The organism is Sinorhizobium sp. FG01 (genome assembly GCF_002531875.1).
In the GTDB taxonomy this organism is placed as follows: domain Bacteria; phylum Pseudomonadota; class Alphaproteobacteria; order Rhizobiales; family Rhizobiaceae; genus Sinorhizobium; species Sinorhizobium fredii_C.
In genome coordinates, this window is sequence record NZ_NWTB01000001.1 from 1 (window position 1) to 26,934 (window position 26,934).

Annotated in this window: 28 protein-coding genes; 23 read left to right on the top strand and 5 right to left on the bottom strand. The window is 64.1% G+C overall.

Annotation, left to right across the window (positions count from 1 at the left end):
* On the top strand, nucleotides 1-486 hold a 486-nt coding region (locus tag CO656_RS00005; protein WP_143557026.1), incomplete at its 5' end, for a cation:dicarboxylase symporter family transporter.
* A 196-nt stretch (nucleotides 487-682) separates the two neighbouring features.
* Here CO656_RS00005 and CO656_RS00010 read toward each other — a convergent pair.
* On the bottom strand, nucleotides 683-1,606 hold the full coding sequence (locus tag CO656_RS00010; RefSeq protein WP_097524356.1) for a response regulator: 924 nt from the start codon (nucleotides 1,604-1,606) through the stop codon (nucleotides 683-685).
* Nucleotides 1,599-4,976 carry an ATP-binding protein gene (locus tag CO656_RS00015; protein WP_097524357.1) on the bottom strand — a complete coding sequence of 1,126 codons (3,378 nt, stop codon included), beginning with the start codon at nucleotides 4,974-4,976 and terminating at the stop codon, nucleotides 1,599-1,601. Before CO656_RS00015 ends, CO656_RS00010 begins: the two co-directional genes overlap by 8 nt.
* A gap of 204 nt (nucleotides 4,977-5,180) precedes the next feature.
* On the opposite strand from CO656_RS00015, the gene CO656_RS00020 reads away from it, so the two are divergent.
* From CO656_RS00020 to CO656_RS00030, 3 genes are read left to right on the top strand one after another with little or no spacing between them, the layout of a single operon-like run.
* Nucleotides 5,181-5,522: a metalloregulator ArsR/SmtB family transcription factor gene (locus CO656_RS00020; RefSeq protein ID WP_097524358.1), complete on the top strand. Its 342-nt coding sequence runs from the start codon at nucleotides 5,181-5,183 to the stop codon at nucleotides 5,520-5,522.
* A 29-nt stretch (nucleotides 5,523-5,551) separates the two neighbouring features.
* On the top strand, nucleotides 5,552-6,013 hold the full coding sequence (locus CO656_RS00025; protein WP_037416050.1) for an SRPBCC domain-containing protein: 462 nt from the start codon (nucleotides 5,552-5,554) through the stop codon (nucleotides 6,011-6,013).
* Nucleotides 6,013-6,462, top strand: coding sequence for a GFA family protein (locus CO656_RS00030; RefSeq protein WP_097524359.1), 450 nt, complete (start codon nucleotides 6,013-6,015; stop codon nucleotides 6,460-6,462). Before CO656_RS00025 ends, CO656_RS00030 begins: the two co-directional genes overlap by 1 nt.
* Nucleotides 6,463-6,470: 8 nt before the next feature.
* Here the strand turns inward: CO656_RS00030 and CO656_RS00035 are convergent, their stop codons facing one another.
* Nucleotides 6,471-6,995 carry a DUF6428 family protein gene (locus tag CO656_RS00035; protein WP_097524360.1) on the bottom strand — a complete coding sequence of 175 codons (525 nt, stop codon included), beginning with the start codon at nucleotides 6,993-6,995 and terminating at the stop codon, nucleotides 6,471-6,473.
* A 41-nt stretch (nucleotides 6,996-7,036) separates the two neighbouring features.
* Here CO656_RS00035 and CO656_RS00040 point away from each other — a divergent pair, with 41 nt between their 5' ends.
* Genes CO656_RS00040 through CO656_RS00050 form a run of 3 tightly spaced genes read left to right on the top strand, consistent with a single transcriptional unit; the run spans nucleotide 7,037 to nucleotide 8,606 of the window.
* The gene (locus CO656_RS00040; RefSeq protein ID WP_097524361.1) at nucleotides 7,037-7,393 is read left to right on the top strand and encodes a metalloregulator ArsR/SmtB family transcription factor; all 357 of its coding nucleotides are present in this window, start codon (nucleotides 7,037-7,039) and stop codon (nucleotides 7,391-7,393) included.
* On the top strand, nucleotides 7,390-7,917 hold the full coding sequence (locus CO656_RS00045; RefSeq protein WP_037416063.1) for an arsenate reductase ArsC: 528 nt from the start codon (nucleotides 7,390-7,392) through the stop codon (nucleotides 7,915-7,917). The genes CO656_RS00040 and CO656_RS00045 overlap by 4 nt, the downstream gene beginning before the upstream one ends.
* Nucleotides 7,917-8,606, top strand: a complete 690-nt coding sequence (locus tag CO656_RS00050) for an MIP/aquaporin family protein (protein ID WP_097524363.1) — start codon at nucleotides 7,917-7,919, stop codon at nucleotides 8,604-8,606. Before CO656_RS00045 ends, CO656_RS00050 begins: the two co-directional genes overlap by 1 nt.
* Nucleotides 8,607-8,710: 104 nt before the next feature.
* On the opposite strand, the gene CO656_RS00055 is transcribed toward CO656_RS00050, so the two are convergent.
* A complete protein-coding gene (locus CO656_RS00055; protein WP_097524364.1) occupies nucleotides 8,711-9,349 on the bottom strand; it encodes an NrsF family protein in 639 nt (212 codons plus the stop codon).
* A 1-nt stretch (nucleotide 9,350) separates the two neighbouring features.
* On the bottom strand, nucleotides 9,351-9,887 hold the full coding sequence (locus CO656_RS00060) for a sigma-70 family RNA polymerase sigma factor (RefSeq protein WP_097524365.1): 537 nt from the start codon (nucleotides 9,885-9,887) through the stop codon (nucleotides 9,351-9,353).
* A gap of 248 nt (nucleotides 9,888-10,135) precedes the next feature.
* Here CO656_RS00060 and CO656_RS00065 point away from each other — a divergent pair, with 248 nt between their 5' ends.
* The 16 genes from CO656_RS00065 to repB all read left to right on the top strand — a co-directional run bounded on the left by CO656_RS00065 (nucleotide 10,136) and on the right by repB (nucleotide 26,725).
* Entirely contained in the window at nucleotides 10,136-10,459 is a 324-nt protein-coding gene (locus CO656_RS00065; RefSeq protein WP_037416075.1) for a DUF2282 domain-containing protein, read from the top strand.
* A 32-nt stretch (nucleotides 10,460-10,491) separates the two neighbouring features.
* On the top strand, nucleotides 10,492-11,415 hold the full coding sequence (locus CO656_RS00070) for a DUF692 domain-containing protein (protein WP_097524366.1): 924 nt from the start codon (nucleotides 10,492-10,494) through the stop codon (nucleotides 11,413-11,415).
* Nucleotides 11,402-12,193, top strand: coding sequence for a DNA-binding domain-containing protein (locus CO656_RS00075; protein WP_097524367.1), 792 nt, complete (start codon nucleotides 11,402-11,404; stop codon nucleotides 12,191-12,193). Before CO656_RS00070 ends, CO656_RS00075 begins: the two co-directional genes overlap by 14 nt.
* A complete protein-coding gene (locus tag CO656_RS00080; protein ID WP_234819609.1) occupies nucleotides 12,168-12,704 on the top strand; it encodes a DoxX family membrane protein in 537 nt (178 codons plus the stop codon). Before CO656_RS00075 ends, CO656_RS00080 begins: the two co-directional genes overlap by 26 nt.
* 147 nt (nucleotides 12,705-12,851) lie before the next feature.
* On the top strand, nucleotides 12,852-14,144 hold the full coding sequence (gene urtA / locus CO656_RS00085; protein ID WP_037416090.1) for an urea ABC transporter substrate-binding protein: 1,293 nt from the start codon (nucleotides 12,852-12,854) through the stop codon (nucleotides 14,142-14,144).
* Nucleotides 14,145-14,229: 85 nt separating this feature from the next.
* Nucleotides 14,230-15,846 carry an urea ABC transporter permease subunit UrtB gene (gene urtB, locus CO656_RS00090; RefSeq protein WP_176536546.1) on the top strand — a complete coding sequence of 539 codons (1,617 nt, stop codon included), beginning with the start codon at nucleotides 14,230-14,232 and terminating at the stop codon, nucleotides 15,844-15,846.
* Nucleotides 15,843-17,006: an urea ABC transporter permease subunit UrtC gene (gene urtC / locus CO656_RS00095; RefSeq protein ID WP_037416105.1), complete on the top strand. Its 1,164-nt coding sequence runs from the start codon at nucleotides 15,843-15,845 to the stop codon at nucleotides 17,004-17,006. Before urtB ends, urtC begins: the two co-directional genes overlap by 4 nt.
* A 5-nt stretch (nucleotides 17,007-17,011) precedes the next feature.
* Entirely contained in the window at nucleotides 17,012-17,764 is a 753-nt protein-coding gene (gene urtD, locus CO656_RS00100; RefSeq protein ID WP_037416121.1) for an urea ABC transporter ATP-binding protein UrtD, read from the top strand.
* 17 nt (nucleotides 17,765-17,781) lie between these two features.
* On the top strand, nucleotides 17,782-18,477 hold the full coding sequence (gene urtE, locus CO656_RS00105; protein ID WP_097524369.1) for an urea ABC transporter ATP-binding subunit UrtE: 696 nt from the start codon (nucleotides 17,782-17,784) through the stop codon (nucleotides 18,475-18,477).
* Nucleotides 18,478-18,713: 236 nt separating this feature from the next.
* Nucleotides 18,714-19,106 carry a hypothetical protein gene (locus CO656_RS00110; protein ID WP_037416112.1) on the top strand — a complete coding sequence of 131 codons (393 nt, stop codon included), beginning with the start codon at nucleotides 18,714-18,716 and terminating at the stop codon, nucleotides 19,104-19,106.
* Nucleotides 19,107-19,465: 359 nt separating this feature from the next.
* Entirely contained in the window at nucleotides 19,466-20,590 is a 1,125-nt protein-coding gene (locus CO656_RS00115) for a sugar ABC transporter substrate-binding protein (RefSeq protein WP_037416124.1), read from the top strand.
* Nucleotides 20,591-20,669: 79 nt separating this feature from the next.
* Nucleotides 20,670-22,214 (top strand): sugar ABC transporter ATP-binding protein, encoded by a 1,545-nt coding sequence (locus CO656_RS00120; RefSeq protein ID WP_097524375.1) that lies wholly within the window; start codon nucleotides 20,670-20,672, stop codon nucleotides 22,212-22,214.
* Nucleotides 22,211-23,191, top strand: a complete 981-nt coding sequence (locus CO656_RS00125) for an ABC transporter permease (RefSeq protein ID WP_097524370.1) — start codon at nucleotides 22,211-22,213, stop codon at nucleotides 23,189-23,191. The genes CO656_RS00120 and CO656_RS00125 overlap by 4 nt, the downstream gene beginning before the upstream one ends.
* Nucleotides 23,188-24,180 (top strand): ABC transporter permease, encoded by a 993-nt coding sequence (locus CO656_RS00130; RefSeq protein ID WP_097524371.1) that lies wholly within the window; start codon nucleotides 23,188-23,190, stop codon nucleotides 24,178-24,180. Before CO656_RS00125 ends, CO656_RS00130 begins: the two co-directional genes overlap by 4 nt.
* 202 nt (nucleotides 24,181-24,382) lie before the next feature.
* A complete protein-coding gene (gene repA, locus CO656_RS00135; RefSeq protein WP_097524372.1) occupies nucleotides 24,383-25,663 on the top strand; it encodes a plasmid partitioning protein RepA in 1,281 nt (426 codons plus the stop codon).
* Nucleotides 25,664-25,666: 3 nt separating this feature from the next.
* Entirely contained in the window at nucleotides 25,667-26,725 is a 1,059-nt protein-coding gene (repB, locus tag CO656_RS00140) for a plasmid partitioning protein RepB (RefSeq protein WP_097524373.1), read from the top strand.
* Nucleotides 26,726-26,934: the final 209 nt, after the last annotated feature.

Below are 26,934 nucleotides of genomic sequence, written 5' to 3' on the forward strand. Positions count from 1 at the left end.
GCACTGCCGGGCCTGATGAACAAGATGGAAAAGGCCGGTTGCAAGCGCTCGGTCGTCGGCCTCGTCATTCCGACCGGTTATTCCTTCAATCTCGACGGCACGAATATCTACATGACGCTGGCGGCGCTGTTCATCGCCCAGGCGACCGACACGCCGCTCTCGTATGGCGACCAGATCCTGCTGCTGCTCGTCGCCATGCTGAGCTCGAAGGGTGCGGCAGGCATCACCGGCGCCGGCTTCATCACGCTCGCCGCGACGCTCTCGGTCGTCCCCTCCGTGCCGGTCGCCGGCATGGCGCTGATCCTCGGCATCGACCGCTTCATGTCCGAGTGCCGGGCACTCACCAACTTCGTCGGCAATGCGGTTGCGACGCTGGTGGTGGCGAAGTGGGAAGGCGAACTGGACCAGGCGCAGCTCTCGGCGGCGCTTGGCGGCAACCAGCCGGTCGAGACTATCCCGGCGGTCGCGGTTCAGCCCGCCGAATAACTTGCCTCCCAGGGCAACGCACGATGAGTGCAAACTGGCGCGGTCTGGTTTTCCAGGCCGCGTCCTTTTTTTGGGCGCGAGGGGTATGGCGACAGTTGCAACATAAGGCGACACCCCCCTGTTGCCGGCAGGCCAGAGGGGGGTGTCGCGTCCGCATACGCCGCGAGCCTATCTGAGCCACTGCATGTGGTGAAAACTAAATCCCGTGCAGCACCTGCGTCGCCTTGACCGCCGCCGAAGCGCGGTTCTCGACGCCGAGCTTCACATAGATCTGTTCGAGGTGCTTGGTGACGGTGCGGGCGCTTAAGCCCAGGATCTCGCCGATGTCGCGGTTGGATTTGCCCTTGGCGATCCAGAGCAGAACCTCGGACTCGCGCTGAGTGAGATGGAAATTCTGGCGCAGCGTCTCGTCGTCGCTGACGCCGTTCTCGGCGGTCAGGCGGAAGAGAAATTCGTTGGCGCCAATGGCGCCGAGATAGGAAATCTGCAGCCCCGTCTGGCCGGCCTGGTGCAGCGTCAGGCTGCCCTGCTTGTCGCTCCCCTGCTTCTCCCGCTCCCGCATCCAGACGGCGATGCGGGCGGCCACCACCGCAAGGCCTTCATCGCTGCCGGTGGCGGCGTTGACGAGGCGGGTCGCCTGCGGCGTCGACCAGCGCACGGTGCCATCGCCGCGCACGGCCAGCAGGTGCCGGCCGGCGGCATCGAGTGCGACGCGGGCGCTCTGGGCCGAGCGGGCATTGGAAAGGTGGACGCGGATGCGGGCACGCAGCTCGTCGATGTTGATCGGCTTCGTCAGGTAGTCGACGCCGCCGGCCTCTAGTGCCCGCACCACATGTTCCGTCTCCGTCAGCCCCGTCATGAAGACGACCGGCACCTGGGCGACCGAGGCATTGGCCTTCAATTGCGTACAGGTGTCGAAGCCGTCCATGCCGGGCATCACCGCGTCGAGCAGGATGAGGTCGGGGGTGATGCGGTCGGCGATGTTGAGCGCCGCATGGCCGGAGGTGGCGATCAGCACGGAAAAGCCGGACTGTTCCAGCGCCTCGGTGAGGAAGCCGAGCGCCTCGGGAGAATCGTCGACGAGCAGCACGATGTCGCGCGGGTTGGCGGTTTCAGGCACGGGCGTTCGCCTCCTCGGGAAGCAGCCGTTTCAGAAAGGCATCGTAGCCGGCAAGGTCGAAGGCCCGGACATAGGCAGTGGCCGCCTCGGCAAAGGGCTTGTTCTCGGGGTTCAGGGCAATCTCCGTCAGTTTCGCCTCTATACCTCTCACGTAGCCGATTTCGCCGAGCGCTATCAATTCCCTCACATGCTGCTCGCCGGGGCTGGTGACAGTGGCTTTGCCGTTGGCGGGCGCATCTTTGACGTCGCCCTCGTGGATCCATTCGAGGCCGAGATGGATCGCCAGCTTGTCGGTGAGCTGGCGCACGCCGAAAGGTTTGGCGAGCGTGTCGTTGTGGCCGATGGCGCCGGCCGCCGAGCCGTCGCCGATATTGGCAGACAGCATGATCGCCGGCGCCGTCTGGCCGCCCTCGCGGAGCTTTGTCACCAGTTCCCAGCCGTTCATGCCGGGCATCGAGATATCGATCAGGAAGAGGTCCGGCCGCGTCCCCTCGATGAGCGCCAGGCAGTCGGCGCCGCTCGCCGCCGAGAGAACGGTGAAGTCGAGCGGAGCGAGTACCTCGCGCATCAGTTCGCGGTGGTCGGCATTATCGTCGACGACGAGGATGGTGCGGTGCGCGCCCCTGTAGGACCTGATCCTGCGCACCGGGTCGATGAGCGCCACCGGACGGTCGACGGCCGAAAGCATCAGCCGTACCTTGAAGGCGGTGCCCTTGCCCTTCTCGCTCGTCACCGAGATCTCGCCGCCGAGCGTCTGGGTCAGCAGGCGGGTGATCGTCAAGCCAAGACCGAGCCCCGGCATGCGATACTCGGCGTCGCCTCGCTGGAAGGGATCGAAGATCTTGGGCAGGTCCTTGTCACTGATGCCGCGGCCGCTGTCTTCGATGGTGAAGGTCGCCACCTGGCTGCGATAGACGACGTCGAAGCGGATTTGGCCCTGATCGGTGAATTTCACCGCGTTCGACAGTAGGTTGACGAGGATCTGCCTGAGCCGCTTCTCGTCGGTCTTCACATATTGCGGCAGCGTAGGGCTCCGGTTGTGCTCGAAGCCGATGCCCTTGGCCTGCGCCTGCGGGCGGAACATGTCGACGATCTGGTCGAGGAAATCGTGAACGTTGATCTCGTTCGAATAGACCTGCAGCTTGCCGGCCTCGATCTTGGAAATGTCGAGCAGCCCGTCGATCAGGCCGGAAAGATGATCGGCGCTGCGCTTGATCACCTTGATTGCGCCCTGCCGCGATTGCGGGATCGTCTCATCGCGCTCGAGGATCTGCGCATAGCCGAGCACGGCGTTGAGCGGCGTGCGCAGCTCGTGACTTAAGCCCACGACATACCGGCTCTTGGCGCGGTTGGCGGATTCGGCCGCTTCCTTGGCATTCTGCAGCGCCGCGTCGGTCTTCTTGTGGGCGGCGATCTCCTTCAGAAGCAGGGTGTTCTGGCGGGAGGATTCCTCCTCGGCCACGACGCGGCTGTCATGGGCGAGCACATAGAACCAGGAGACGACGCCGGCGAGGATGGCGAAGACGAAGAAGACGATGGCGATCGTGCGTTCGACGACCGCGGCGGTCTCCGGCGAGGCGGCGGTCGTCTGGTGGGCAATCATCGCCAGGATAACCCCGATGCCGGAGATCGAGATCACCGCCGAAATCGCGTAGCGCCCCAGCCTCGTGGCGAGCTTTGCGACGACCGTCTCCGGCAGCACGGCCTTGGCCACCGCGGCGATTTGGGCATTTAACCGCGCCTTCGGCTTGCACATGTCGTGGCAGCGGCTGTCGAGTGAGCAGCAGAGCGAGCAGATCGGCGCGGCATAGGCTGGGCACCAGGCCATGTCTTCGGGCTCGAACGGATGCTCGCAGATCGAACAGGTGATCTCGCTTTCGCTTATCCAGCTCTTGCGCGGCTTGCGGGCGAGATAGAACTTTCCCTCTGTCCACCAGGCAAGGAGCGGCGAGACGATAAAGGCGGTGACGAGGGCGATATAGGGCGCCAGCGAGGCGGCGATGTCACCCATGACGCCGAAATGTGCGGCGAGCGCCAGAAGCGCCGAGACGCTCATGGTGCCGAGGCCGACAGGATTGACGTCGTAGAGATGGGCGCGCTTGAATTCGATGCCAGGCGGCGAGAGGCCGAGCGGCTTGTTGACGAAGAGATCGGCAGAGATCGTCGAGAGCCAGGCCATGGCGATGACCGAGAAGATGCCGAGCGTCTCCTCGAGCAGCCGGTAGATGCCGAGCTCCATCAGGAGCAGCGCGATCGCCACGTTGAAGACCAGCCAGATGACGCGGCCCGGATGGCTGTGGGTCAGCCGCGAAAAGAAGTTCGACCAGGCAAGCGACCCCGCATAGGCATTCATCACATTGATCTTCAGCTGGGAGACGACGACGAAGGCGACCATCAGTATGAGCGCGGCCGTCTCAGAGGGGACGATGTAGCCGAAGGCGGTGTAATACATCTGCGCCGGATCGGCGGCGCGAGTCGAGGGCACGCCGGCACTCAGCGCCAGGACGACCAGGAACGAGCCGGCAAGCAGCTTCGGCGCGCCGACGATCACCCAGCCGGAGCCGGCGAGGAAGACGGCGATGCGGTGATGCAGCTTCTTCTGGCCGTCCGGCGGCAGGAACCGCAGGAAGTCGACCTGTTCGCCGATCTGCGCCATCAGCGCGAAGATCACCGCAGAAGCCGCACCGAATTCGACGAGACCGAAGGGGGCGACAGTGCCGGCCGGGCCGGAAGCGTGGTGAATGCCGGCATAGGCGAGCCACAGGCCCACCTTCTCCCAGTCGGCAAGCGCGATGAAGGCGAAGGGCAGGATGTTCAAGACGATCCAGAAGGGCTGGGTGACGAGCTGGAACTTGCTGATCAGCCGGACGCCGTAGGTCACCAGCGGAATGACCATGACGGAGCTGACGATGTAGCCGATCCAGAGCGGTATGCCGAGCGCCAACTCCAAAGCGCCCGACATGATCGACGCTTCGATCGCGAAGAGGATGAAGGTGAAGCTCGCATAGATAAGAGAAGTGATCGTCGAGCCGATATAGCCGAAGCTGGCGCCTCGCGTCAGAAGGTCGATGTCGACGCCGTGGCGGATCGCATAGCGGCTGATCGGCAGCCCGACGACGAGGATCATGACGCTCGCCACGAGGATCGCGATGATCGCATTGGTGGTGCCGTAGGACATGGTGATGGCGCCGCCGATTGCTTCCAGCGCCAGGAAGGAGATCGCGCCGATCGCCGTCTGCGAGATACGTTCTGAGGAAAAGCGCCGCGCGCTCTTGGCGGTGAAGCGCAGCGCATAGTCTTCCAGCGTCTGGTTGGCGACCCAGCGATTGTATTCTCGCCGAACGGGAATGATGCGCTGGCGTGCCGCCATGTTGCCTCGTCGTTAGGGTATTCCGCCGGCCTCTGCCTATTTTCCCGGCAAGATAAAGCGACGCATGAAATTTATGCAACGCCAGAAGCGGGAAAGCAAGGCTCGAAACGCTCAGTCGCTCGTAGCGCGGGCAATTGGCTTGACAGACGCGTGCTGATCTGTAATAAACCGACTAGTTAATTAGCTTACAGGTTAAATGCAGGCATGGATGATCCGTTGAGCAGCACCCTGTCGGCCTTGGCCGACCCGACCCGTCGGGCCATCATCGCGCGTCTTGCCGCGGGCGAGGCGACTGTGAACGAGCTGGCGGCCCCGTTCGACATGAGCCTGCCGGCCGTCTCCAAGCACCTGAAGGTTCTGGAGCGCGCCGGCCTCATCGCGCGCGGCCGCAACGCGCAGTGGCGGCCTTGCCGGCTGCAGGCGGAGCCGCTGAAGGAGATTGCCGATTGGGTCGGGCGCTATCGCCCGTTCTGGGAGGCCAGTTTCGACCGGCTCGACAGCTATCTTGATGAACTGCAGCGCAACGACAAGTCGGATCAGAATTGAACCGAACCTGTCTGAGAAGGGAGAAGCCAATGAATGCTCCATCTCTCAAGGAGGAGATCGCCCTCACCATCACGCGCGTCCTTGCCGCGCCTCGCGACATCGTCTTCAAAGTCTGGACCACGCCAGAGCACCTCGCGCGCTGGTGGGGACCGAAGGACTTCACGGTGCCAAGCATGACGGCCGATTTCCGTGAGGGCGGCGCCTGGCGCAGCTGCATCCGCTCGGCCGAAGGGCAGGACTACTGGGCCCAGGGCACCTATCGCGAAATCGTGCCGCCGAGCCGCCTCGTCTTTACGTTCACCTGGGAAGAAGAGGACGCGATCGATACACTGATCACCGTCACCTTCGAGGAGGTGGCGGGCGGCACAAGGCTCACTTTCCAACAAGCGCCCTTCGCGACAGTCGAGAGCCGCGATTCGCACGCGGAAGGTTGGGGCGAATGCATGGATCGTCTCGATGCCTATGTCGTTGCCTGGAAGGAGGCTGTGTAATGAAGAAGGCCTACCACGGCAGCTGCCATTGCCGGGCGGTTCGCTTTTCCGCAAATCTCGACCTTGCGCCGGAAGGCGAGCGATCGGAGCCGTCGCGGCCGGGCGTCTGGTGGACGACGACTTTCCGCTGCAACTGCTCCTCTTGCCTCAAGGCGCGCTTCTGGAAAATTTTCGTGACGCCTAAGGATTTCTCCCTGCTTTCCGGTGAGGAGGCACTCGCCGAATACCGCTTCGGCGAGCGCTCGATCCGCCATGTCTTTTGCAAGCATTGCGGCGTCCGTCCCTTTGCCAGCGCCGATTTTGAGATGCTGGGCGGACCGTTTCATGCGGTGAACATCGCCTGCCTCGACGATGCGACCGACGAGGAGCTGGCGAATGCGCCGATCGTCTACGAGGATGGTCGGCACGATGCCTGGGACCGGGCACCGGCGGTGACCGGGTATTTGTGACCTGCCGATCACGGGCAGCAGGCGCTCGTCGATGTGGCGGGGCCGCAACAGGCAGCCGACGTGCGCTTCTCCTCGGCGAGCCATCGATCCCGCGGCTTGCAGCTCGCCGGCCTGGGAACGAGTTGCACATGCATTGCGTTGTCGCGCAGGCGCGGGAGCGACGCACGATAGAGCTGCATCGGCCGCACGCCGTCGCTGACCTCGAAGGTGAGCTTTGCCGATCCATCAAGCTCCACGTGGTCCGACACCTTGCGGAGGATTGCAGAGAATTTGCCGGCCGGCATATGTGCGCATTCGGCTCCGTCCACATCCCAGAGCTGCACAAAGATTTCGGTCCAGGATTCCGGATTGGCGCCGCAGTCGAGCGCCGCGAACTGTCCCGCCTTGACCTCCGTCACGTGGTATCCGGTTTTGATCGGCCGCCCTTCGTAGTGAAAGACGAGCGGCAGGTCGCTGGCTTCGGCAAGTGTTTCAAGCAGAAGTCCGAGGGAGATTTCGTCACGCGGAATTTCCGAGTTGTCGAGCGTAATCATCTGCGTTATTCCTATTTCAATGATTCAAGGATTATTGAAATATGAATGAACGTCAAGCGCTCGCCTCGTTCGGCGCGCTTTCCCAGGAAACGCGCCTGCAGATCGTCCGCATGTTGGTCATTGCAGGTCCCAACGGCATGCCGGCGGGCGCAATTGCCGAGAAGGTTGAAGTCTCGCCCTCCAATGTTTCGTTCCACCTCAAGGAACTGGAACGGGCGGGGTTGATCACCCAGCAGCGCGCGTCGCGGTCGATCATCTACTCGGCCAATTATGATGCGCTCGGCAGCCTCGTTCGCTTCCTGATGGAAGACTGCTGTGGCGGCCATCCTGAAATCTGCGCACCGGCCGCCGCGATCGCGGCCTGCTGTGCGCCAACCGTAGAGGGGAAATGCCAATGAACGACGATCGGGTCTACAACGTCCTCTTTCTTTGCACCGGCAATTCCGCGCGCTCGATCATGGCGGAAGCCATACTCGAGGCGGAGGGGAAAGGGCGCTTCCGCGCCTTCTCGGCCGGAAGCCAGCCGAAGGGTGAGGTCAACCCCTGGGCGCTGAAGACGCTCGAGGCGCTCGGCTATCGCACCACCGGGTTCTCGTCGAAGAGCTGGGACGCCTTTGGCGGGCCAAGCGCTCCGCAGATGGACTTCATCTTCACCGTCTGCGACGATGCTGCCGGCGAGGCTTGTCCGGTCTGGATCGGCCATCCGGCAACCGCGCATTGGGGCATCCAGGATCCCGCCGCCGTCGAGGGTTCGGATGTGGAGAAGGGCCGCGCCTTTGCGCTTGCAGCGAAATACCTCAAGAACCGTATATCGGTCTTCGCAGCCCTGCCGTTCGCCTCGATCGACAAGCTCGCGCTTGAGACGAAGCTCCACGAAATCGGCCGGCTCGAAGGCTCCACGTCCCGGCCCGAGGCGCGCTGATGTCGTCGTACGATCTCTCCCGCCGCCTCGTCGCGGAAGGACTAGGCACGGCACTGCTTGTCGGAACCGTCGTCGGCTCGGGCATCATGGCCGCGTCGCTGACAGCGGATACGGCGCTCGCCTTGCTCGCAAACACGCTCGCAACCGGCGCAATCCTGGTGGTGCTGATCACCATCCTCGGGCCGATCTCCGGGGCGCATTTCAACCCCGCCGTATCGCTGATCTTTGTACTGTCGCGCTCCCTGCCGCGACGCGATCTCGCCGGTTACGTCCTTGCCCAGGTCACCGGCGGCATCATCGGCACAATCGTTGCGCATCTGATGTTCGATCATCCGATCCTCGAATGGTCGACGAAGATGCGCACCGGGCAAGCGCAATGGCTCGCTGAATGGGTGGCGACTTTCGGCCTCGTCGCGACCATCCTCGCCGGCATCCGCTTCGAGCAGAAATCCGTACCCTGGCTGGTCGGCCTTTATATCACCGCCGCCTATTGGTTCACCGCTTCCACCTCGTTTGCCAACCCAGCCGTGGCAGTCGCCCGATCGCTGACCGACACGTTCTCCGGCATTCGCCCCGCCGATCTTCCCGGCTTTATCGTGGCCGAGTTGATCGGTGCGATTTCCGCGCTCTTGCTGATGACATGGCTGCTGCAGCCAAGCATTGCACGAGCCGGGAAGCGCGCGGCCTGATATGATCAGCGTGGCTCTCCTCTCCTTGATCCTCATTCTTGTGGCGAGCAGAGGGATGAGGGCAGAGGCGTATCCGCTAAACCCGATGTTCGCTTGGGAGGTCATTACCAGCGGGCGATACGGGGCGCCGCGAGCGCGCCGGCGAGCGTGAGCATGGCAATCGCGATGGTATACCATGTCGCCACGAAGAGCGGTGAATCATCCGTGCAATGGGCGGCATAGAAGGTCGCGGCGATGCCGCCGGCCGCAAGCCCGGCCATTGCGCCCGCGAGCATGGGGTGAGACGGAGCGCCATGGCGCAGCGCCAATAGCAGCAGCGCAAGCGGCCCTATCCCGATCAGCGGGATGAAGGTGAGACAGACGAGACTGTTCGTGCCGACGAGCCTGGCGGACCAAGTGCCCAGCGGCGAGACGGCAAGTTCCGCTACAATCCCGGCGGCCAGCAGCATCGGTGCGACGGCGAGGCCGAGCAGGGTCCGGTGCGGCTCTGCATCCGGCCGCGACAGCATTTTAAGGAGACCGAAGGCGCTGGCGGCGAGCGCCACGGTCACCACGAATTTGAAGAGGAAGCGGAAGGTTTCAGCAGCGGCGGCGATGTCCGACCGCGCGCCGAGCACGCCGAAGAAGACGATGGCCGCCAGCGCGACGGCGGCGGCGCCGGCCGCCGACCAGGCACCGGCCATCGATATGCGGCCTCGTCGCGTGTCTGCCGCCAAGGCCCTGATGAGGTCGTCTGTTTCCATGTCAATCTCTTCCAAATCGCCTGGCTATCGCGGCAAGGCCACGGTGTAATGCCACGCGAACTGCGGTTTCATTCATCTCGAGGATTCTGGCCGCCTCGGCGATCGTGCGCCCCTCGACCGATATCGCGGTCACCACCGAGCGCTGGCCCGGCGTCAACGTCTCCAGTGCGCGGCCGATCTCCCAATCCCTGGCTGTTTCCGCCTCCTCGGCTGCGAGCCGGCCTTCCACCTCGCTGATGTCGATCCGCGGATGGCGGCCCTGCCTGCGCATCGCATCGACAAGCTTGTGCTTGGCGATCGCATAGAGCCATGGCGCCACCGGACCATCGCTTCTCCAGGTGTGGCGCTTCACATGGATCGCCAGCAACGTCTCCTGAACGATGTCTTCCGGATCGAGGCCGGCGAACCCCGTTCGCCGCCGTGCCCAGGCCCGGACAAGACGCGCCGCTTCGTGCAGGAAGTCGCCATAGGCCCGCTCGTCGCCTTCAAGCGCAGTGCGGAAGAGCCGTGCGAGATCTCGGTCGCTTGCGCCGTCCACCCTGCGCTTCCTCCCCATTCGCCGGTTTTCGCCGATTGTTACAGGTCCGCTCGCGATTCTGTCGGCGTTGTGCCGATCACTGTTCTGATTGCGGATCCAGTCAATCCAAAATCCTCGTGAGTCCGGCGTCCATCGCACTCACGAAAGCGTGTAGGCGGCAAATGTAACATATCCCCGTTTTCGGCGAACGAGGCTCTGTGTGGCCCTGGAAACGGAGGCCGCACGGGACCCTCAAATGGAGAGATGTCATGACTTCCAAATCCACGATCAATGTGGCCGTATTGGCAGGTGCCGTGGCAGCCGCGGTGTCGTCGCTTGCGATGGCCGCGCCGCTTTCACAGGAACAGGTCAAGGCGGCGATGGATGCCGGCAAGGAGAAATGCTTCGGCGTCGCGCTCAAGGGGCAGAACGATTGCGCCGCCGGTCCGGGTACGACCTGCCAGGCCACGTCGACGGTCGACTATCAGGGCAATGCCTGGAAATTCGTCGACGGCGGCACCTGCACGACGATGGAACTCCCGGGCGGCAGGAAGGGTTCGCCCGAGCCGCTCACCCGCGACATTCCCTCGTAAGCCGACCAAGCGGCCGGAAGGTGGAGGCGACTATGCCTGTATCGACAATTCCAGCAGATCGCGGTGCGCCGCAGGCTCTCTGCTTTCCGGTGCATACGATCGCCGGGCTGGCCGGGACCAGCTTCAAGCACCAGCACCTGCCGTCCATTCTTCTGGATCGGCAGGGCGGCTTCTTCGAGGTCCACGCGGAAAACTACATGGGGCTGGGCGGGCCGCCGCACGCGGCGCTGTCGCGGATACGCGAGGATTACCCGGTCTCGCTCCATGGCGTCTGCATGTCGATCGGCGGGCCGCAGCCGCTCGACAAGGACCACCTCGGCCGCTTCGCAAGCCTCGTCGAACGCTACGAGCCGGCGCTCGTCTCCGAGCACCTGGCCTGGTCGACACACAGCACGACCTATTACAACGACCTTCTGCCGCTGCCCTATACCGAAGCCACCTTGCAGCGCGTCGCCGAACATATCGACGAGGTGCAGGAGGCGATCCGACGACCGCTGCTCCTGGAGAACCCGTCGACGTACCTGCTGTTCAAGGAATCGACGATGAGCGAGACCACATTCATCCGGGAACTCGTCAAACGCACCGGTTGCGGCCTGCTGCTCGACGTCAACAACGTCTTCGTCTCGGCCACCAACCACGCCTTTTCCGCTCTCGAATATCTCTCGGACTACCCGCTCGAGCATGTCGGCGAGATCCATCTGGCCGGCCATGCGGAGCAGCGCGACGACGAAGGCGACCGGCTGCTGATCGACAGCCATGACGGACCGGTGTCCCATGCCGTTTGGAAGCTTTTCGAAATCGTCATTGGCCGGCGCGGTCCGATCCCGACGCTCGTCGAATGGGACAGCGCCATACCCGACTGGCCGGTTCTCAAAGCCGAAGCGATGGCGGCCCAGGTGATTCTCGATCGCCACGCGGTCGCACTGCCACGGGAAAAGATGCATGCGCGCGCTTAGGGAAAGTTCGGCCGGCGGGCTCGACTACCCGGAGGGTTTCGTGCCCGGACTGCTCGATCCCGGCCGCGCGACGCCCGCGCTTGTCGCCGGCCCGAACGGCAAGGCCGTCGGCAAGCGCTTCGCTGTCTATCGCAACAATGTGACCGTCAGCCTTATCGAATCGCTTGCCGCGGTCTTTCCGGCGACGAAGCGCATCACCGGCGAAACATTCTTTCGAGCGATGGCCCGCTTCCACGTCCGTGAAACCCCGCCGACGTCGCCGCTCCTCTTCGAGTACGGCCGGGATTTCCCCGATTTCATCGAGCGCTACGAACATGCGAGATCCATGCCATGGCTCGCCGACGTCGCACGCATCGAGCGCGCCTGGCTCCATGCCTATCATGCGGCCGACGCGGCAGTGCTCCGCCCGGATGAGCTCGCCGCGGTCCCACCGGAACGGCTCGGCGAACTCGTCTTCGAGCAGCATCCGGCGAGCCACATTCTTCGCTCCGCCTATCCGGCGGTGACGATCTTCTCGGTCAATCGGGCAAGCGGTGCTGTCGGGCGCATCGAAACGACGGCCGCCGAAAGCGCGCTGGTGACAAGGCCGCTGTTCGAGGTCGAGGTTCGCCGCCTCGCGCCGGGCGACGATGTTTTTCTGGGCAGGCTGATGGCCGGCGAGCCGCTTGTGAGCGCCGCCGCGGCGGCGACCATGTGCTGCCCGGACTTCGATTTGGCAGCGGCGATCGCGACGATGCTGGAGGGCGGTGCCTTTGCGGGCATTCGCCAGGGAGGATGAGATGGTCACGTCGGTGCGGAATTTCTTCAAGAGGCACGCGGCCACCGGGAGGGTAGGCTGGTTCGGCCGGGTCGATGGCCTGATCGCCGCCTTGGCGCCGGCATGGCTTGCCCAGCTTCTGCTGCGCCTAGGACTCGCCGTCCCCTTCTGGCGCTCGGGTATCGGCAAGTGGGACGGCTTCCTGCAATTGAACGATGTCGCGCTGCTGCTCTTTACGTCGGAGTTCCGATTGCACCTGCCGGGCGGCCCCTATGCCTTTCCGGCACCGGCGGTGACGGCTTTCGCTGCCGCATCGGCGGAAGTCCTGTTTCCCGTCCTTCTTGTCCTGGGACTGGCGACGCGTCTTGCCGCGCTGGCGCTGCTGGCGATGACGATCGTCATTCAACTGACCGTACCGGACGGATGGCCCATTCATCTGACCTGGGCGGCGATGGCATTGGCCATCCTCAAGGCCGGGCCGGGCAAGCTGTCGATCGACCGGTGGCTCGATCCGGATTCGGCGAAGGCGTGAGATCCGATCGAACTTCCTTCTTCCCCCATTCGCCTACGTAGAATGTCGTATGTGCAGTGCAGTGGGCCTGGCGGAATATCCCTCAAGCAACGGCCAAGGAGAACCAACACTCCGTTGCGGCGACCAGAGCTAGAGGGGTTCAACCAGATGACTTACAGGGCACGCGTCACCGGCGCATTTCTCGCTGCCGTTCTTTCGACGACCGCGTTCAACGGCGCCTTTGCCGCCGACGACACGATCAAGGTCGGCATTCTTCATTCGCTTTCCGGCACCATGGCGATCTCCGAGACGACGCTGAAGGATGCCATGCTGATGCTGATCGACGAGCAGAACAAGAAGGGCGGCCTGCTCGGCAAGAAGCTCGAAGCGGTCGTCGTCGACCCGGCCTCCGACTGGCCGCTCTTTGCCGAAAAGGCGCGTGAACTGATCTCGGTCGACAAGGTCTCGGCCGTCTTCGGCTGCTGGACCTCCGTGTCGCGCAAATCCGTGCTGCCGGTCTTTGAAGAGCTGAACTCGATCCTCTTCTACCCGGTTCAGTACGAGGGCGAGGAAAGCCAGCGCAACGTCTTCTACACCGGTGCGGCCCCGAACCAGCAGGCGATCCCCGCAGTCGACTATCTGATGGAGAACGAGGAGGTCGAGCGCTGGGTGCTTGCCGGCACGGACTACGTCTATCCGCGCACGACGAACAAGATCCTCGAGGCCTACCTCATTTCCAAGGGCGTCAAGCCCGAGGACATCATGATCAACTACACGCCTTTCGGTCACTCCGACTGGCAGACGATCGTCTCCGACATCAAGAAGTTCGGCGCGGCCGGCAAGAAGACCGCCGTCGTCTCGACGATCAACGGCGACGCCAACGTGCCCTTCTACAAGGAACTCGCCAACCAGGGCGTCAAGGCCGAGGACATCCCGGTCGTCGCCTTCTCCGTCGGCGAGGAAGAGCTTGCCGGCCTCGACACAGGCCCGCTTGTCGGCCATCTCGCTGCCTGGAACTATTTCCAGTCGGTCGACAATCCGGCCAATGCCGAATTCATCAAGACCTGGAAGGCCTATACCAAGAATGACAAGCGGGTCACCAACGACCCGATGGAGGCCCACTATATCGGCTTCAACATGTGGCTGAAGGCCGTCGAAAAAGCCGGCACCACCGACACCGACGCGGTGCTCGACGCGATGATTGGCGTCTCGGTGCCGAACCTCTCGGGCGGCTATTCGACGATGATGCCGAACCACCACATCACCAAGCCGGTGCTGATCGGCGAGATCCAGTCGGACGGCCAATTCGAGACAGTCTGGGAAACGCCCGGCCTGGTGGTCGGCGACGAGTGGTCGGATTACCTGCCGGATTCCAAGGATCTGATCTCCGATTGGCGGGCGCCGATGTCCTGCGGCAACTTCAACGTCGCCACGGGCAAGTGCGGCGGCAAGGGTTCGTGATTTCGTGACGCGATAGCTCGAAACTCCCTCCGTCCGAACACCCGTTCGGGCGGAGGATTTGCTGCAGATGCCAAGCGAGGGGCGAATGTACCGCATCCTTCAAACCGTGCTTTTTACCCTGGTTCTCTTCAACGCGCTCCCGACGCTGGGGCTTCGGGCGGAGGAGGGACTGCGCGATATGGTGAACGCGCTCGGCGAGGCGAAACTCTCCGACATGGACGAGCACATCGCAGCCCTCGCAAAGACCGGGGATCCCAATGTCGTGCCCATCCTCGAGGCGCTCGGCGAAGGCAATCTCTACGCCCGCAAGGCCGACGGCCAGGTGTTCCTGACGAAGGAGAGCGGTTCGACGCTGACGCTGACCGACCCGGTCACCGGCGAAAGCGCCGGCGAGGCGCCAAAGGCGGCGCTTTCCAAGGTCAAGGTCAACAACGGCGTGCGCCGCGCCGTGCGAACCGCGCTCGGCAGCCTGACACTCTTGAGTCCCGACCGGACCGCACGCCTCAAGGCCGCGCAATCCGTGCTGCAGTCTCCGAACGCCGATGCGCTCGGTGCCGTCGAGAGCGCGCTCGCCGCCGAGAAGGATGCGGAGGTTCGCGCACTGCTCGAACAGGCGCGCGCCACGACGCTGTTGATGTCCGACCGACCCGTCGCGGAGAAGAAGGAGGCGGTGCGGCTGCTCAGGGAAAAGGGCGGCCGTGAGGCGCTTCCCATTCTCTCATCGGCGCTCGGCGCGGCCGACGAGACGCTGAAGCCTGAAATCGAAGCGGCGCTCGCCAGCATCGAGCAGACACAGGCGCTCTGGGCGGCCGGCCAGAACGTCTGGTACGGCCTGTCGCTCGGCTCTGTGCTGCTGCTCGCGGCGATCGGCCTGGCGATCACCTTCGGCGTCATGGGCATCATCAACATGGCGCATGGCGAGATGGTGATGCTCGGCGCCTACACGACCTTCCTGGTGCAGGAGGTCCTGCGCAATTCCTATCCGGGTCTCTTCGACTGGTCGCTGGCGATCGCCCTGCCGCTCGCCTTCCTGGTCACCGGCGCCGTCGGCCTGGCGATGGAACGCGGCGTCATCCGCTTTCTCTACGGCCGGCCGCTCGAGACGCTGCTTGCCACCTGGGGCATATCGCTGATCCTACAGCAGTCGGTCCGCACGATCTTCGGCCCGACCAATCGCGAGGTCGGCAACCCCTCCTGGATGTCCGGCGCCTTCGAGCTCGGCGGGTTGACGATCACCTGGAACCGCCTCTGGATCATTCTCTTCGCACTCGCCGTCTTTGCCGCGCTGCTCTTCCTCCTGAAGAAGACGCCGATGGGCCTGCAGATGCGGGCGGTGACGCAGAACCGCCGCATGGCCTCCTCCATGGGCATCCGCACGCCCTGGGTGGATGCGCTGACCTTCGCGCTCGGCTCTGGCATTGCCGGCATGGCGGGCGTGGCACTCTCGCAGATCGACAACGTCTCGCCGAATCTCGGCCAGGGCTACATCATCGACAGCTTCATGGTCGTGGTCTTCGGTGGGGTCGGCAATCTCTGGGGCACGCTCGTCGGGGCCTTCTCGCTCGGCATCCTCAACAAGTTCCTGGAGCCCTATGCCGGCGCCGTGCTCGGCAAGATCCTCGTGCTCGTGCTGATCATTCTCTTCATTCAGAAGCGGCCGCGCGGGCTGTTCGCACTCAAGGGCCGGGCGGTGGAAGCATGATCACCTCGTTTCTCATCAAATCGCTGGATCGAACGATCGTCGTCGCCGTGGCACTCCTGCTCGCGCTCGCGGCGCTCGTGCCGGCGCTCAACCTCCTGACTGCGCCGGACCATCCATTGCACGTGCCGACCTATCTGGTCTCGCTGTTCGGCAAGTACCTGACCTATGCGCTGCTCGCCCTGGCGCTCGATCTCGTCTGGGGCTTCTGTGGCATTCTTTCGCTCGGGCATGCCGCCTTCTTCGCGCTCGGCGGCTATGCGATCGGCATGTATCTGATGCGCCAGATCGGTGCGCGCGGCTCCTACGGCAACCCGCTGCTTCCGGATTTCATGGTGTTTCTCAACTGGAAGGAACTGCCCTGGTTCTGGCACGGCTTCGACATGTTCTGGTTCGCGGCCCTGATGGTCGTCCTCGTGCCGGGGCTGCTGGCCTTCGTCTTCGGTTGGTTCGCCTTCCGCTCGCGCGTCAACGGCGTCTATCTGTCGATCATCACTCAGGCGATGACCTATGCGCTGCTGCTCGCCTTCTTCCGCAACGACATGGGCTTCGGCGGCAATAACGGGCTGACCGATTTCAAGGACATACTCGGCTTCAACATCCAGGCGGACGGTACGCGGGCCGCGCTCTTTGCGGCCTCGGCACTGGCGCTCGCCCTCTCGCTGGTCGTGACCTCGGGTATCGTGCGCTCGAAATTTGGCAAGGTGCTGGTGGCGCTGCGCGATGCCGAAAGCCGCACCCGCTTCCTTGGCTACCGGGTCGAGCACATGAAGCTTTTCGCCTTCACCGTCTCGGCGATGATGGCGGGTGTCGCCGGCGCCCTCTACGTGCCGCAGGTTGGCATCATCAATCCGGGCGAGTTCGAGCCGGGCAACTCGATCGAGGTGGTCATCTGGACGGCGGTCGGCGGCCGCGGCACGCTCATCGGGCCAATCATTGGCGCCATCCTCGTCAACGGCGGCAAGAGTATCTTCACCGCCGCCTTCCCGGAATTCTGGCTCTTTGCGCTCGGCGGGCTCTTCGTCCTCGTCACGCTGTTCCTGCCGAAGGGCGTCGTCGGCACGGCCCAGCACTATCTAGCCCGGCGCCGCGCCTATCGTGCCGCCAGCCGATCCGAGAACGGGACCGGCTTGCCCGACGCCGAACCGATGGCCGCGGAGTGATCGCCATGACCGAGAAGAAACCGAAAAGCCTGCTCTATCTCGACGGCGTCTCCGTCTCCTTCGACGGCTTCAAGGCGCTGAATTCGCTCTCCTTCATCATCGAGCCGGGGGAACTGCGTGCCATCATCGGGCCGAACGGCGCCGGCAAGACGACGATGATGGACATCATTACCGGCAAGACGCGGCCCAACGAGGGCGAGGTGTTCTTCAAGGGCGACATCGATCTCACCAGAAGGGATGAGGCGGAGATCGCCCAGCTCGGCATCGGCCGGAAGTTCCAGAAGCCGACGGTCTTCGAGAGCCACACGGTCTGGGATAATCTCGAACTGGCGCTCAACCGCAGCCGCGGCGTCTTCGCGACGCTGTTCTACCGGCTGACGCGCGAGGACAAGGCGCGCATCGAGGAGATTCTTGAGACGGTGCGGCTGACGGCGCGCCGCGACGATCTCGCCGCCAACTTGTCGCACGGGCAGAAGCAATGGTTGGAAATCGGCATGCTGCTCGCCCAGGAGCCGGAATTGCTGCTCGTCGACGAGCCGGTCGCCGGCATGACGGATGCGGAGACCGCGGAAACGGCGATCCTCCTTAAGGAGATTGCCAAGACCCGCTCGGTCGTCGTCGTCGAGCACGACATGGGTTTCATCCGCGAGCTCGGCGTCAAGGTCACCTGTCTCGCCGAAGGTTCGGTGCTGGCGGAAGGCTCGATCGATTTCGTCAGCAACGATCCGAAGGTGATCGAGAACTATCTCGGCCGGTAGCGCGTGAGGGGCAAACCATGTTGAGCGTCGACAACGTCAATCTGCACTACGGCGCTGCCCAGGCGCTTCGCAATGTCTCGTTCAAGGCCGAGATGGGCAAGATCACCTGCGTGCTCGGCCGCAATGGCGTCGGCAAGTCCAGCCTCTTGCGGGCAATTACCGGCCAGCATCCCGTGAGTTCCGGGGCAATCGCCTTCAACGGCACGGCGCTCGATGGACTGGCGCCGTTCCGGCGGGCGAAGCAGGGGATCGGCTACGTGCCGCAGGGCCGCGAGATCTTTCCGCTGCTGACGGTTAAGGAGAATCTCGAGACAGGCTATGCGCCGCTGAAGCGGGCCGAGCGCTCGATCCCGGAAGACATCTTCAGCCTCTTTCCGGTTCTGCAGACCATGCTCGGCCGGCGCGGCGGCGATCTTTCCGGCGGCCAGCAGCAACAGCTCGCCATCGCCCGGGCGCTTGTCACCCGACCCAAGATCCTCGTGCTCGACGAGCCGACCGAGGGCATCCAGCCGTCGATCATCAAGGACATCGGCCGGGCGATCCGTTATCTGAGGGATTCGACCGGCATGGCCATCCTGCTCGTCGAGCAGTATCTCGATTTCTGCCGCGAGCTTGCGGACCAGGTCTATATCATGGATCGCGGCGCATTCGTTCATGAGGGGCCGGCGGAGACGCTGGACACGCCGGAAGCGCGTCGGCATCTGACGGTTTAGCTGTTTTCCACAGGCGCAAATTCCCCCCGGCAAATCAGCAACTTGAGTCTGCGTTGACGATATCGAGTGTTGGGATTGCGTCAGAAATCCCACCATTTTAATCGATTGTGTTTGCGCGCTCCTGTGCTTTGAACCATACTGCCGCCGCACGCTTTATGAAGGAGCATCACAAACCGTTACCGCTGACAGAATTGGCCATTTCGCGTTTCCGGCCTAACCACTCGGAGGAGACCCTAATGACGAATTTCCTGCCCGCCCTTTACGAAGGGCATGCCCCAATCACGCTGCAGACCCTCTTCAGGGATGCGCTCGAAGCCTATGACGATTGGGACGAAGACATGCCCGAACCGATCGTTGCCTTTGAAGGCAAGGTGGTGCCGATCAGCGCCGTATTCGATTGGATGAAACCCTGCACCGACATCATGCCCGCCAACATGCTGGGCATCGTCACCGACCGGCTGACGAAGCCCTGGAGCGGTTCGGGCCCGCTCGACGAGATGACCATCTCGACCGCCGCCCGCGTCATGTCCGTCCTCGTCAAGCGACGCGTCAGACGCTTCGGCCGCGGCTCGATCGAGGCCTTCGCCGACCGTTTCAACCAGCCCCTGCGCCCCAGCCAACAGGGTTGAACCGACACCTTCGAAGCGGCGTTGCCGACGGCAGCGCTGTTTCGCAGGCAGCCCCTCCGGCCTTGTCGAAGCCGCCGCTTTACACAGGATATTGGTAACGCTACCATTTCGTTCGGACGCCTCGGGAGGAGCCTGTCTGGCGTCACTGGACTCGCGTATCGACAAGTCGTGCCGGATCGGCCTCTGAAGCACTTGGGATCGGGTGACCGAAACCGGAAGTGAGCTTCGTTGTGTTCTGGAGCAATTTCGACTGCGTTCAACGGTCACTGCTCCAGGCCGCAGACATGTCTGCGGCGAACATCGATGGCGGCGCCCGCTCGCTCGATGCCCAGTCCCGCCTGTTAATGGGAGGGAATTCGATGACCACATCATTTGTCAGCGGCATTCTCACGGCCGCTGCATTCGCACTTCTATCGACCACCGCCGCCGCAGAACCTGAAATCGTCAGCGGTCCCGCGGCCGAACCGGATTGCTTCGTGCCGTGGACGGCCGAAACCAAATTCTTCAAGTTCCCTAAGAAGGACGGTCCCTATCGTATCGCGCTCGCCAACGGCTTCATTGCCAACACCTGGCGCATCCAGATGATCCAGACGGCCAAGGCCTATGCCGCGCAGCCGGATGTCGCGGCGAAGCTCAAGGAGTTCAAGGTCGTCTCGACCGGCGAGGACGTGCCGGCGCAGATCTCGGCGATCAACAACTTTATCGATTCCGGCTATGACGCGATCATCGTCAACGCCCAGAACCCGACTGCCTTCGGCCCGGTCATCAAGCGCGCCAAGGAAGCCGGCATCGTCCTCGTCGCCTTCGACAACATTCTCGATACCGAGGATGCGATCAACGTCAATGTCGACCAGAAGGGTCTTGGCGTGCTCTGGGCCAATTGGCTCGCCAAGCATCTTCCGGAGGGCGGCAAGATCCTCGAGGTGCGTGGCGTCGCCGGCACGTCCGTTGACACCGACCGCCACAACGGCATTCATGAAACCTTCGCGGCGACCGGCAAGAAATGGGACGTCGTCGAGGTGATCGGCAAGTGGGACGACCCGACCGCCCAGAAGGCGACGGCGGATGCGATCGCCGTGCACAAGAAATTCGACGGGATCACCGCGCAGGGCGGCGATACCGGCGTCGTGCAGGCGATGATCGATGCCGGGCATCCCTTCGTGCCCTTCGGCGGCGAGACGGAGAACGGCTTCCGCAAGTTCTGCGCCAAGCATGCCGGCGAGGGCCTGAAATGCTCGTCGGCGGGCACCGGTCCGGCGCAGGTCGCGGTCGCCATCAAGACGGCGATCGCAGCGCTCGAGGGCCAAGTGGTGCCGCAATCGATCAAGCTGCCGCTGGCGATCGTCGAGGATCCGAACTTCAAGGAAGGTCAGGACTTCTATCCCGACCAGTCGGATAACTTCTTCGTCGGCAATGCTTTCCCCACCTGCGGCATCAACTTCACGGCCCAGGAGATCATGGGTCAGACCAAGGAGAACCAGTAGGTTCTTCCTCAAGCACTGAAAATGTCGCGCGCCTCGCGTGCGCGGCATGCCCGTGACGAACCCTGATCCGAGGCGCCTCATGACCGCAGCCGAGACACCGCCGCCGCTCTTCCAGATGGAAGGTGTATCGAAGCGCTATGGCGGTGTCCGCGCATTGGAGAAGGCCCGGCTCGAAGTGGTGCCGGGCCGAATTCATGCGATCCTCGGCGAGAACGGCGCCGGCAAGTCGACGCTGATCAAGATCATGGCCGGCGTGGTCGCGCCGGACGAAGGACGTCTCCTGCTCGACGGCCGCGAGGTTGCCTTTCGATCACCGGCCGAGGCCGCGGCGGCAGGCATTGCCTGCGTCTTCCAGGAACTGTCGCTGATCCCGGACCTGAGCGTCGCCGACAATATCGCCCTTGCCAATCCGCCCCGCCGTTTCGGCATGATCGACCGGCGCGCCCAGCGGACGCTCGCCGAGGAAGCGCTCGCCCGAGCCGGAGCCGAGGATATCCACCCGCGCGCCGCCGTGAGGGATTTGCCTCTGTCGCGCCGGCAGATGGTCGAGATCGCCAAGGCGCTCGCCTCGAAGCCGCGCGCGCTGATCCTCGACGAGGCGACCTCGGCGCTGACTGCCGGCGACGTCGCCAAGGTCTTTGCGGTGCTGAAACGGCTGCGGGAAGATGGTCTGGCGCTGCTCTACATCTCGCATCGCATGCATGAGATCGCCGAACTCGCCGATACCTGCACGGTTTTTCGCAATGGTCGCAATGTCGCGAGCTTTGCCGCCGGCAGCCGCAGCAATAGCGAGATCGTCGAGATGATGATCGGCCGCGAATACAGCAACGTCTTTCCGCCGCGCCACGCGGTAGCGAGGCCGGCGAGAGCGCCCGTGCTCGAATGCCGCGATCTCGGCTGGAGCGATCGGCTGCGCGAAATCTCCTTTTCGGTGGGCGAGGGAGAGGTCGTGGGCCTCGGCGGTCTCGAGGGCCAGGGTCAGCGGCTGCTTCTCCTGGCGCTCTTCGGCGTATTGCGCGGCACGACCGGCTCGGTGCTCGTCGACGGATCGCCGGTTTCGATTAGCGGGCCGGCAGCGGCGCGAAAAGCGCCGCTCTCCATGGCGCTCATCCCGGAGGACCGCAAGACCGAAGGCTTGATGCTGCCGATGACGGTCCGGGAAAATCTCTCCTTCGCCGCCCTCGACCGGGTCTCGCGCAGCGGAGTCATCGACCGGACGAAGGAGGAGCAGTCGATCGACGACATGGTGCGGCTGCTGGAAATCAAGACCGCCGGCCTCGACGTGCCCGTCGGCACGCTTTCGGGCGGTAACCAGCAAAAGGTGGTCATCGCCAAATGGCTGATGCGCAAACCGCGGATCATATTGCTCAACGATCCGACGCGCGGCATCGATGTCGGCACCAAGCAGGAGCTTTACCAATTGCTGCGGCGGCTGGCGGAGGCCGGTGCGGCGATTGTCTTCTATTCGACCGACTATGACGAGTTGATCGGCTGCTGCGACCGGGTCCTGGTCCTCTTTGACGGTCGCATCGTCCGCGAACTTCAGGGCGGCGCGATCAGCGAGCGGGCATTGATCGCCAGCGCCCTCAACGTCGAGACAGGGCAGGAGGGAACGGCCGCATGAGCGAATGGCGCTACTGGCTGAACGAACAGCGCGGCACGCTGACGGGGCTGGCGATCTTCCTGGTGATGTTCGTCGTCTATGTCGCCAACCATCCGGCCGGCTTCACCGCCAATGTCGTGCACACGGCCGCCAACAAGGGCGTGCTGCTCGCCTTCGTCGCCATGGCCCAGGCGCTGGTGGTGATCACCGCCGGGATCGACCTTTCGGTCGGCATGATCCTGGTGCTCACCAATTGTCTGGCCTCCTGGATCGTCGTCGGCGGCGCCGTGCCGACGAGCCTTGGCGTGGTCGCCGTGCTGGCGACCGGAACGCTCTGCGGCGCGATCAACGGCCTGCTGGTGATCTACGGCCGCCTGCAGCCGATCGTCGCGACCATCGCGACAGGTGCCGTCTATTTCGGCCTGGCGTTGTTACTCCGGCCCTTTCCCGGCGGCTCCGTCAACGAGGATCTCGCCGACGCGCTGACCGGCCGCCTCTTCGGCGTCGTGCCGTCGAGCCTCGTGGCGCTTGCCGCCGTCGTCCTGCTCGTCTGGCTGCCGTTTCGACGATCGGTCGCCGGGCGGGCCGCCTATGCGGCGGGTTCTTCCGAGCCGGCCGCCTTCATGTCTGGTGTGCCGATCCGGCGCGGCAAGTTCGCGGCCTACCTGCTGGGAGGGCTGCTCGCCGGAATGGGCGGATTGTTTCTCACCTTCTTCACCTATACCGGCGAGGCGGCCTATGCGAGCGGCAGCGCCTATACGCTCTGGTCGATTGCCGCCGTCGTGCTCGGCGGCGTGTCGCTCTATGGCGGCCGCGGCAGCGCCGTCGGGGCGATCTTCGGCGCCTTTGCCGCGCGCACCACCGGCGACATGCTGTTTGCCTTCGATGTCGAGCCGCTCTGGCAGCCGCTCCTCCAGGGCATCGTGCTGATGATCGCCGTCAGCCTCGGGTCGCTGGCGCTGCTGCGCGTGCGAAACCGTCTGGACTGGTTCCAATGAGCGAGACGTCCGAAAGCCGCTTGTCCGTCAGGGCACGCCTGCCGGGCTTCCTCCGCCGCGCAGATCCGGCCGTCGTCACCGCTTTCGGCTGCATTCTGCTGCTTCTTCTTCTCGGCAGCCTCTATTCAAGCAATTTCCTCTCGCCCGATTACCTGCTGCAGCAGCTCAAGGTCGCGTCTTTCCTCGGCGTGGTGGCCGCCGGAATGATGGTCGTCATCCTGCTCGGCCATATTGACCTTTCGGTGCCCTGGGTGATGACGATGGGCGCGATGATGGCCTGCGCCGCGGCCGGATTCGGATCTGCAGGCGCCTTTATCGCCATCCCGGTGGGGGTCCTCTCCGGCATGGCCTTCGGCCTCCTGAACGGCATCGGCGTCGCCTTTCTGCGTATTCCTTCGATGATCGTGACGCTCGCCTCGAATGTCGTGGCTCAGGGGCTGATGGTCGTCTATACCGGCGGCTTCTCGCCGCAGGATTCGGCCCCGCATGCCATCCGCTGGCTTGCCACAGGCGCCCTCGTGCCGGGCGTTCCGAACGCCATCCTCGTCTGGATCGCCGTCAGTGCGGCGATGGTGTTCCTGCTCACCCGCACGGCCTTTGGCCGCGCCGTCTACGGCATCGGCAACAGCGAGCGCGCCGCCTTCCTCTCCGGCGTCGGCACGCGTCGCGTCGTGATGATCGCCTTCGTCGTCTCCGGTGGCTTGAGCGCCTTCGGCGGCGTGCTGCTTGCAGGCTATGCCTCGAAGGCGGCGCAGGCGATGGGCGACGCCTATCTGCTGCCGTCGATCGCCGCGGTCGTGCTCGGCGGCACCTCGATTCTCGGCGGCCGCGGCTCCTATTTCGGCACGGTCGCCGGCGTCATCCTGATCACGCTGCTGCAATCCATCCTCTCGGTCATGCAGATGCCGGAAGCGGGCCGCCAGATCGTCTACGGCATCGTCATCATCGTCATGCTGTTGCTTTACGGCCGCGCGCCTCCGAGCCGCTGAGGGCGGGAGAAGTGGCTTGACGCGAATCAGCAGATGAATCATTCCTGTAACGGAATAGATCGCATATTCCATATGTCAGCGTAGTTCAGCGATTGCTCTGTTAGGGAATGCGGCGGGCGCATCTGTGCGGCCGGCGAACGGATGGCCGTTGCCATTTTTTCGTCCGCCGCGGGATGGTGAATAAGCACGAGGGGTTGTCACGATGGACATGACAGGATCGGCCGTGGACGCCGCAAGCGCAGTGGGCAAGGCGGCGGCCGCCGGCACCGGATCTCGCAGGCCGGCGGACGAGGCGATCGCGGCTGATGCGCGGGCGCTTTCCGAGCAGCTGAAGGCGATGCGCGACCGGCTGTTCGCGCCGACAGCGATGAAGACGCTCCGGAGCTTCACCTCCGGCGAGGCCGCCAAGCTGATCGGCGTCTCCGACGGCTATCTCCGGCAATTGTCGCTTGCCGGCGAGGGGCCGCAGCCCGATACCGGAATCGGCGGACGGCGCTCCTATTCGCTTGCCGACATCAATGCGCTGCGCCGCCACCTCGCCGAACAGGCGCTCGCCAAGGGCAGTGTCGCCAAGGCGCGTGCCTATGTGAACTGGCGCGACGAAACGCGCGGCGAGCATCTGCAGGTCATCTCCGTCACCAATTTCAAGGGCGGCTCCGGCAAGACGACCTCGTCCGTCCATCTGGCGCAATATCTGGCCTTGACCGGCCATCGGGTGCTGGCGGTGGATCTCGACCCGCAGGCCTCGCTTTCGGCGCTGTTCGGCTATCAGCCGGAGCTCGATCTCACCGGCAACGACACCCTCTATGGCTCGATCCGCTATGACGCCGAGGCGCGGCCGCTGAAAGAGATCATCCGCAAGACCTATTTCGACGGCCTCGACCTGGTGCCGGGCAATCTCGAACTACAGGAATTCGAGCACACGACGCCGCAGGCGTTGAGTGCGCGGCAGAACGGCGCCGATGCCGGGCCGCTGTTCTTCGCTCGCGTGCAGGCGGCACTCGCCAGCGTCGCCGATGACTACGACGTCGTCGTCATCGACTGCCCGCCGCAGCTCGGCTATCTGACGCTCTCGGCGCTCTGCGCCTCGACCTCGGTCATCGTCACCGTGCATCCGCAGATGCTCGACGTCGCCTCGATGAACCAGTTCCTCTACATGACCTCCGATCTCTTGAGCGTCGTGCGCGAGGCGGGCGGCGAGCTCAATTTCGACTTCCTGCGCTATCTCGTCACCCGCTTCGAGCCAAATGACGGGCCGCAGGCACAGATCGTCGGCTTTATGCGCTCGCTCTTCGGTGACCGGGTGCTGACCTCGGCGATGGTGAAGTCGACGGCGATCTCGGATGCGGGATTGACCAAGCAGACGCTCTACGAGGTCGGCCGCGAGAACTTCACCCGCGCCACCTATGACCGGGCGATCGAGTCGCTGAACGCCGTCAACGGCGAGATCGAGGCTCTCATTCACGCGGCCTGGGGGCGCTAAGTCATGGCTGGCAACAACCGGAAGAACGAATTGCGGGCGCTGTTCATGGGCGGTGCGCCCGCTGCCGCTCCGCAGCCCCCGACCGACCAGCCGCCGGCCGGGCCGAGTGAGTTGACACCTGTCAACACCCAGCCCGCCGCCCCGCGCGCCGCGTCCGGCGCCGTCAAGGCCATGGGCCTTTCGCTCGGCAGCATCACCCGCGAGGCGGAAGAGGCGCGGGTGCTCCGCGAGGCCCTGACCCAGGGCGAGCGCGTCGTCGCGCTCGATCCGGCGCTTGTCGAGGCCTCCTTCATCGAGGACCGGATGACTGACGGCGAGGTCGACGACCCGGATTTCCTCGCGCTCGTCGAAAGCATTCGCGAGAACGGCCAGCAATCGCCGATCCTCGTGCGCCCGCATCCGGAAAAGCAGGGCTACTACCAGACCGCCTACGGCCACCGCCGCCTGAAGGCCGTGCGCCGGCTCGAACTGCAGGTGAAGGCGATCGTCCGGCCGCTGACGGATGACGAGCTGGTGCTGGCCCAAGGCAAGGAGAATGCCGAGCGACGCAACCTCTCCTTCATCGAGCGGGCGCTTTTTGCCGCCGCACTTGCCGCCCGCGGCTTCGACCGCAAGGTGATCGGCGACGCGCTTGCCGTGCAGAAAAGCGAATTGTCGCGCCTGCTGCAAGTCGCCGACAGCGTGCCCCACGCACTCGCCCGTGCCATCGGCCCGGCGCCGAAGGCCGGTCGCGAGCGCTGGATGGCGATCGGCACCTTGCTGGAAAACAACGAGGCGAGGGAGCTGGCAGAAGAGGAGATAGGCGCGCCGCGCTTCCGTAGCGCCGATACGGACCAGCGCTTCCAATTCCTCTTCAACCGCCTGTCTCAGAGCGACAAGCCGGAACCGGAAAAGCCGGAGGAACTGAAGGACGAGGCGGGTCGGGTCTTCGCGCGGCTGAGGCTCGACGGGAAAGCGCCGAAGATCGAGTTTCTTCCAGGCACCCACCCGGCTTTCCTCAAGGAGGCAGTGTCGATGCTGGCGAAATGGCATGCGACATTCGTGAAGAACCAGAAGCCGTAGTCCTTGTTTCGGCGCGCGACCGCAGAACCTCCCCAGGAGGTGCCACAGGGGCCACAGGGGAGAGGTGCTAGCCGGGCTGCACCTTCTTTGGCGTCTTCACCGTCACACCAGCTTCAAGGTGCAAGCGACCGGTGCTGCAAGTGCAAAGTCTCTCTCTCTCTCTCTCTCTCTCTCTCTCTCTCTCTCTCTCTCTCTCTCTCTCTCTCTTG

What these genes read in the sequence shown, in the direction of transcription:
- CO656_RS00015 (WP_097524357.1), bottom strand. Translation starts at nt 4,976, where the DNA reads ATGGCGGCACGCCAGCGCATCATTCCCGTTCGGCGAGAATACAATCGC.
- CO656_RS00020 (WP_097524358.1), top strand. Translation starts at nt 5,181, where the DNA reads ATGGATGATCCGTTGAGCAGCACCCTGTCGGCCTTGGCCGACCCGACC.
- CO656_RS00025 (WP_037416050.1), top strand. Translation starts at nt 5,552, where the DNA reads ATGAATGCTCCATCTCTCAAGGAGGAGATCGCCCTCACCATCACGCGC.
- CO656_RS00030 (WP_097524359.1), top strand. Translation starts at nt 6,013, where the DNA reads ATGAAGAAGGCCTACCACGGCAGCTGCCATTGCCGGGCGGTTCGCTTT.
- CO656_RS00035 (WP_097524360.1), bottom strand. Translation starts at nt 6,995, where the DNA reads ATGATTACGCTCGACAACTCGGAAATTCCGCGTGACGAAATCTCCCTC.
- CO656_RS00040 (WP_097524361.1), top strand. Translation starts at nt 7,037, where the DNA reads ATGAATGAACGTCAAGCGCTCGCCTCGTTCGGCGCGCTTTCCCAGGAA.
- CO656_RS00045 (WP_037416063.1), top strand. Translation starts at nt 7,390, where the DNA reads ATGAACGACGATCGGGTCTACAACGTCCTCTTTCTTTGCACCGGCAAT.
- CO656_RS00050 (WP_097524363.1), top strand. Translation starts at nt 7,917, where the DNA reads ATGTCGTCGTACGATCTCTCCCGCCGCCTCGTCGCGGAAGGACTAGGC.
- CO656_RS00055 (WP_097524364.1), bottom strand. Translation starts at nt 9,349, where the DNA reads ATGGAAACAGACGACCTCATCAGGGCCTTGGCGGCAGACACGCGACGA.
- CO656_RS00065 (WP_037416075.1), top strand. Translation starts at nt 10,136, where the DNA reads ATGACTTCCAAATCCACGATCAATGTGGCCGTATTGGCAGGTGCCGTG.
- CO656_RS00070 (WP_097524366.1), top strand. Translation starts at nt 10,492, where the DNA reads ATGCCTGTATCGACAATTCCAGCAGATCGCGGTGCGCCGCAGGCTCTC.
- CO656_RS00075 (WP_097524367.1), top strand. Translation starts at nt 11,402, where the DNA reads ATGCGCGCGCTTAGGGAAAGTTCGGCCGGCGGGCTCGACTACCCGGAG.
- urtA (WP_037416090.1), top strand. Translation starts at nt 12,852, where the DNA reads ATGACTTACAGGGCACGCGTCACCGGCGCATTTCTCGCTGCCGTTCTT.
- urtB (WP_176536546.1), top strand. Translation starts at nt 14,230, where the DNA reads ATGTACCGCATCCTTCAAACCGTGCTTTTTACCCTGGTTCTCTTCAAC.
- urtC (WP_037416105.1), top strand. Translation starts at nt 15,843, where the DNA reads ATGATCACCTCGTTTCTCATCAAATCGCTGGATCGAACGATCGTCGTC.
- urtD (WP_037416121.1), top strand. Translation starts at nt 17,012, where the DNA reads ATGACCGAGAAGAAACCGAAAAGCCTGCTCTATCTCGACGGCGTCTCC.
- urtE (WP_097524369.1), top strand. Translation starts at nt 17,782, where the DNA reads ATGTTGAGCGTCGACAACGTCAATCTGCACTACGGCGCTGCCCAGGCG.
- CO656_RS00110 (WP_037416112.1), top strand. Translation starts at nt 18,714, where the DNA reads ATGACGAATTTCCTGCCCGCCCTTTACGAAGGGCATGCCCCAATCACG.
- CO656_RS00115 (WP_037416124.1), top strand. Translation starts at nt 19,466, where the DNA reads ATGACCACATCATTTGTCAGCGGCATTCTCACGGCCGCTGCATTCGCA.
- CO656_RS00120 (WP_097524375.1), top strand. Translation starts at nt 20,670, where the DNA reads ATGACCGCAGCCGAGACACCGCCGCCGCTCTTCCAGATGGAAGGTGTA.
- CO656_RS00125 (WP_097524370.1), top strand. Translation starts at nt 22,211, where the DNA reads ATGAGCGAATGGCGCTACTGGCTGAACGAACAGCGCGGCACGCTGACG.
- CO656_RS00130 (WP_097524371.1), top strand. Translation starts at nt 23,188, where the DNA reads ATGAGCGAGACGTCCGAAAGCCGCTTGTCCGTCAGGGCACGCCTGCCG.
- repA (WP_097524372.1), top strand. Translation starts at nt 24,383, where the DNA reads ATGGACATGACAGGATCGGCCGTGGACGCCGCAAGCGCAGTGGGCAAG.
- repB (WP_097524373.1), top strand. Translation starts at nt 25,667, where the DNA reads ATGGCTGGCAACAACCGGAAGAACGAATTGCGGGCGCTGTTCATGGGC.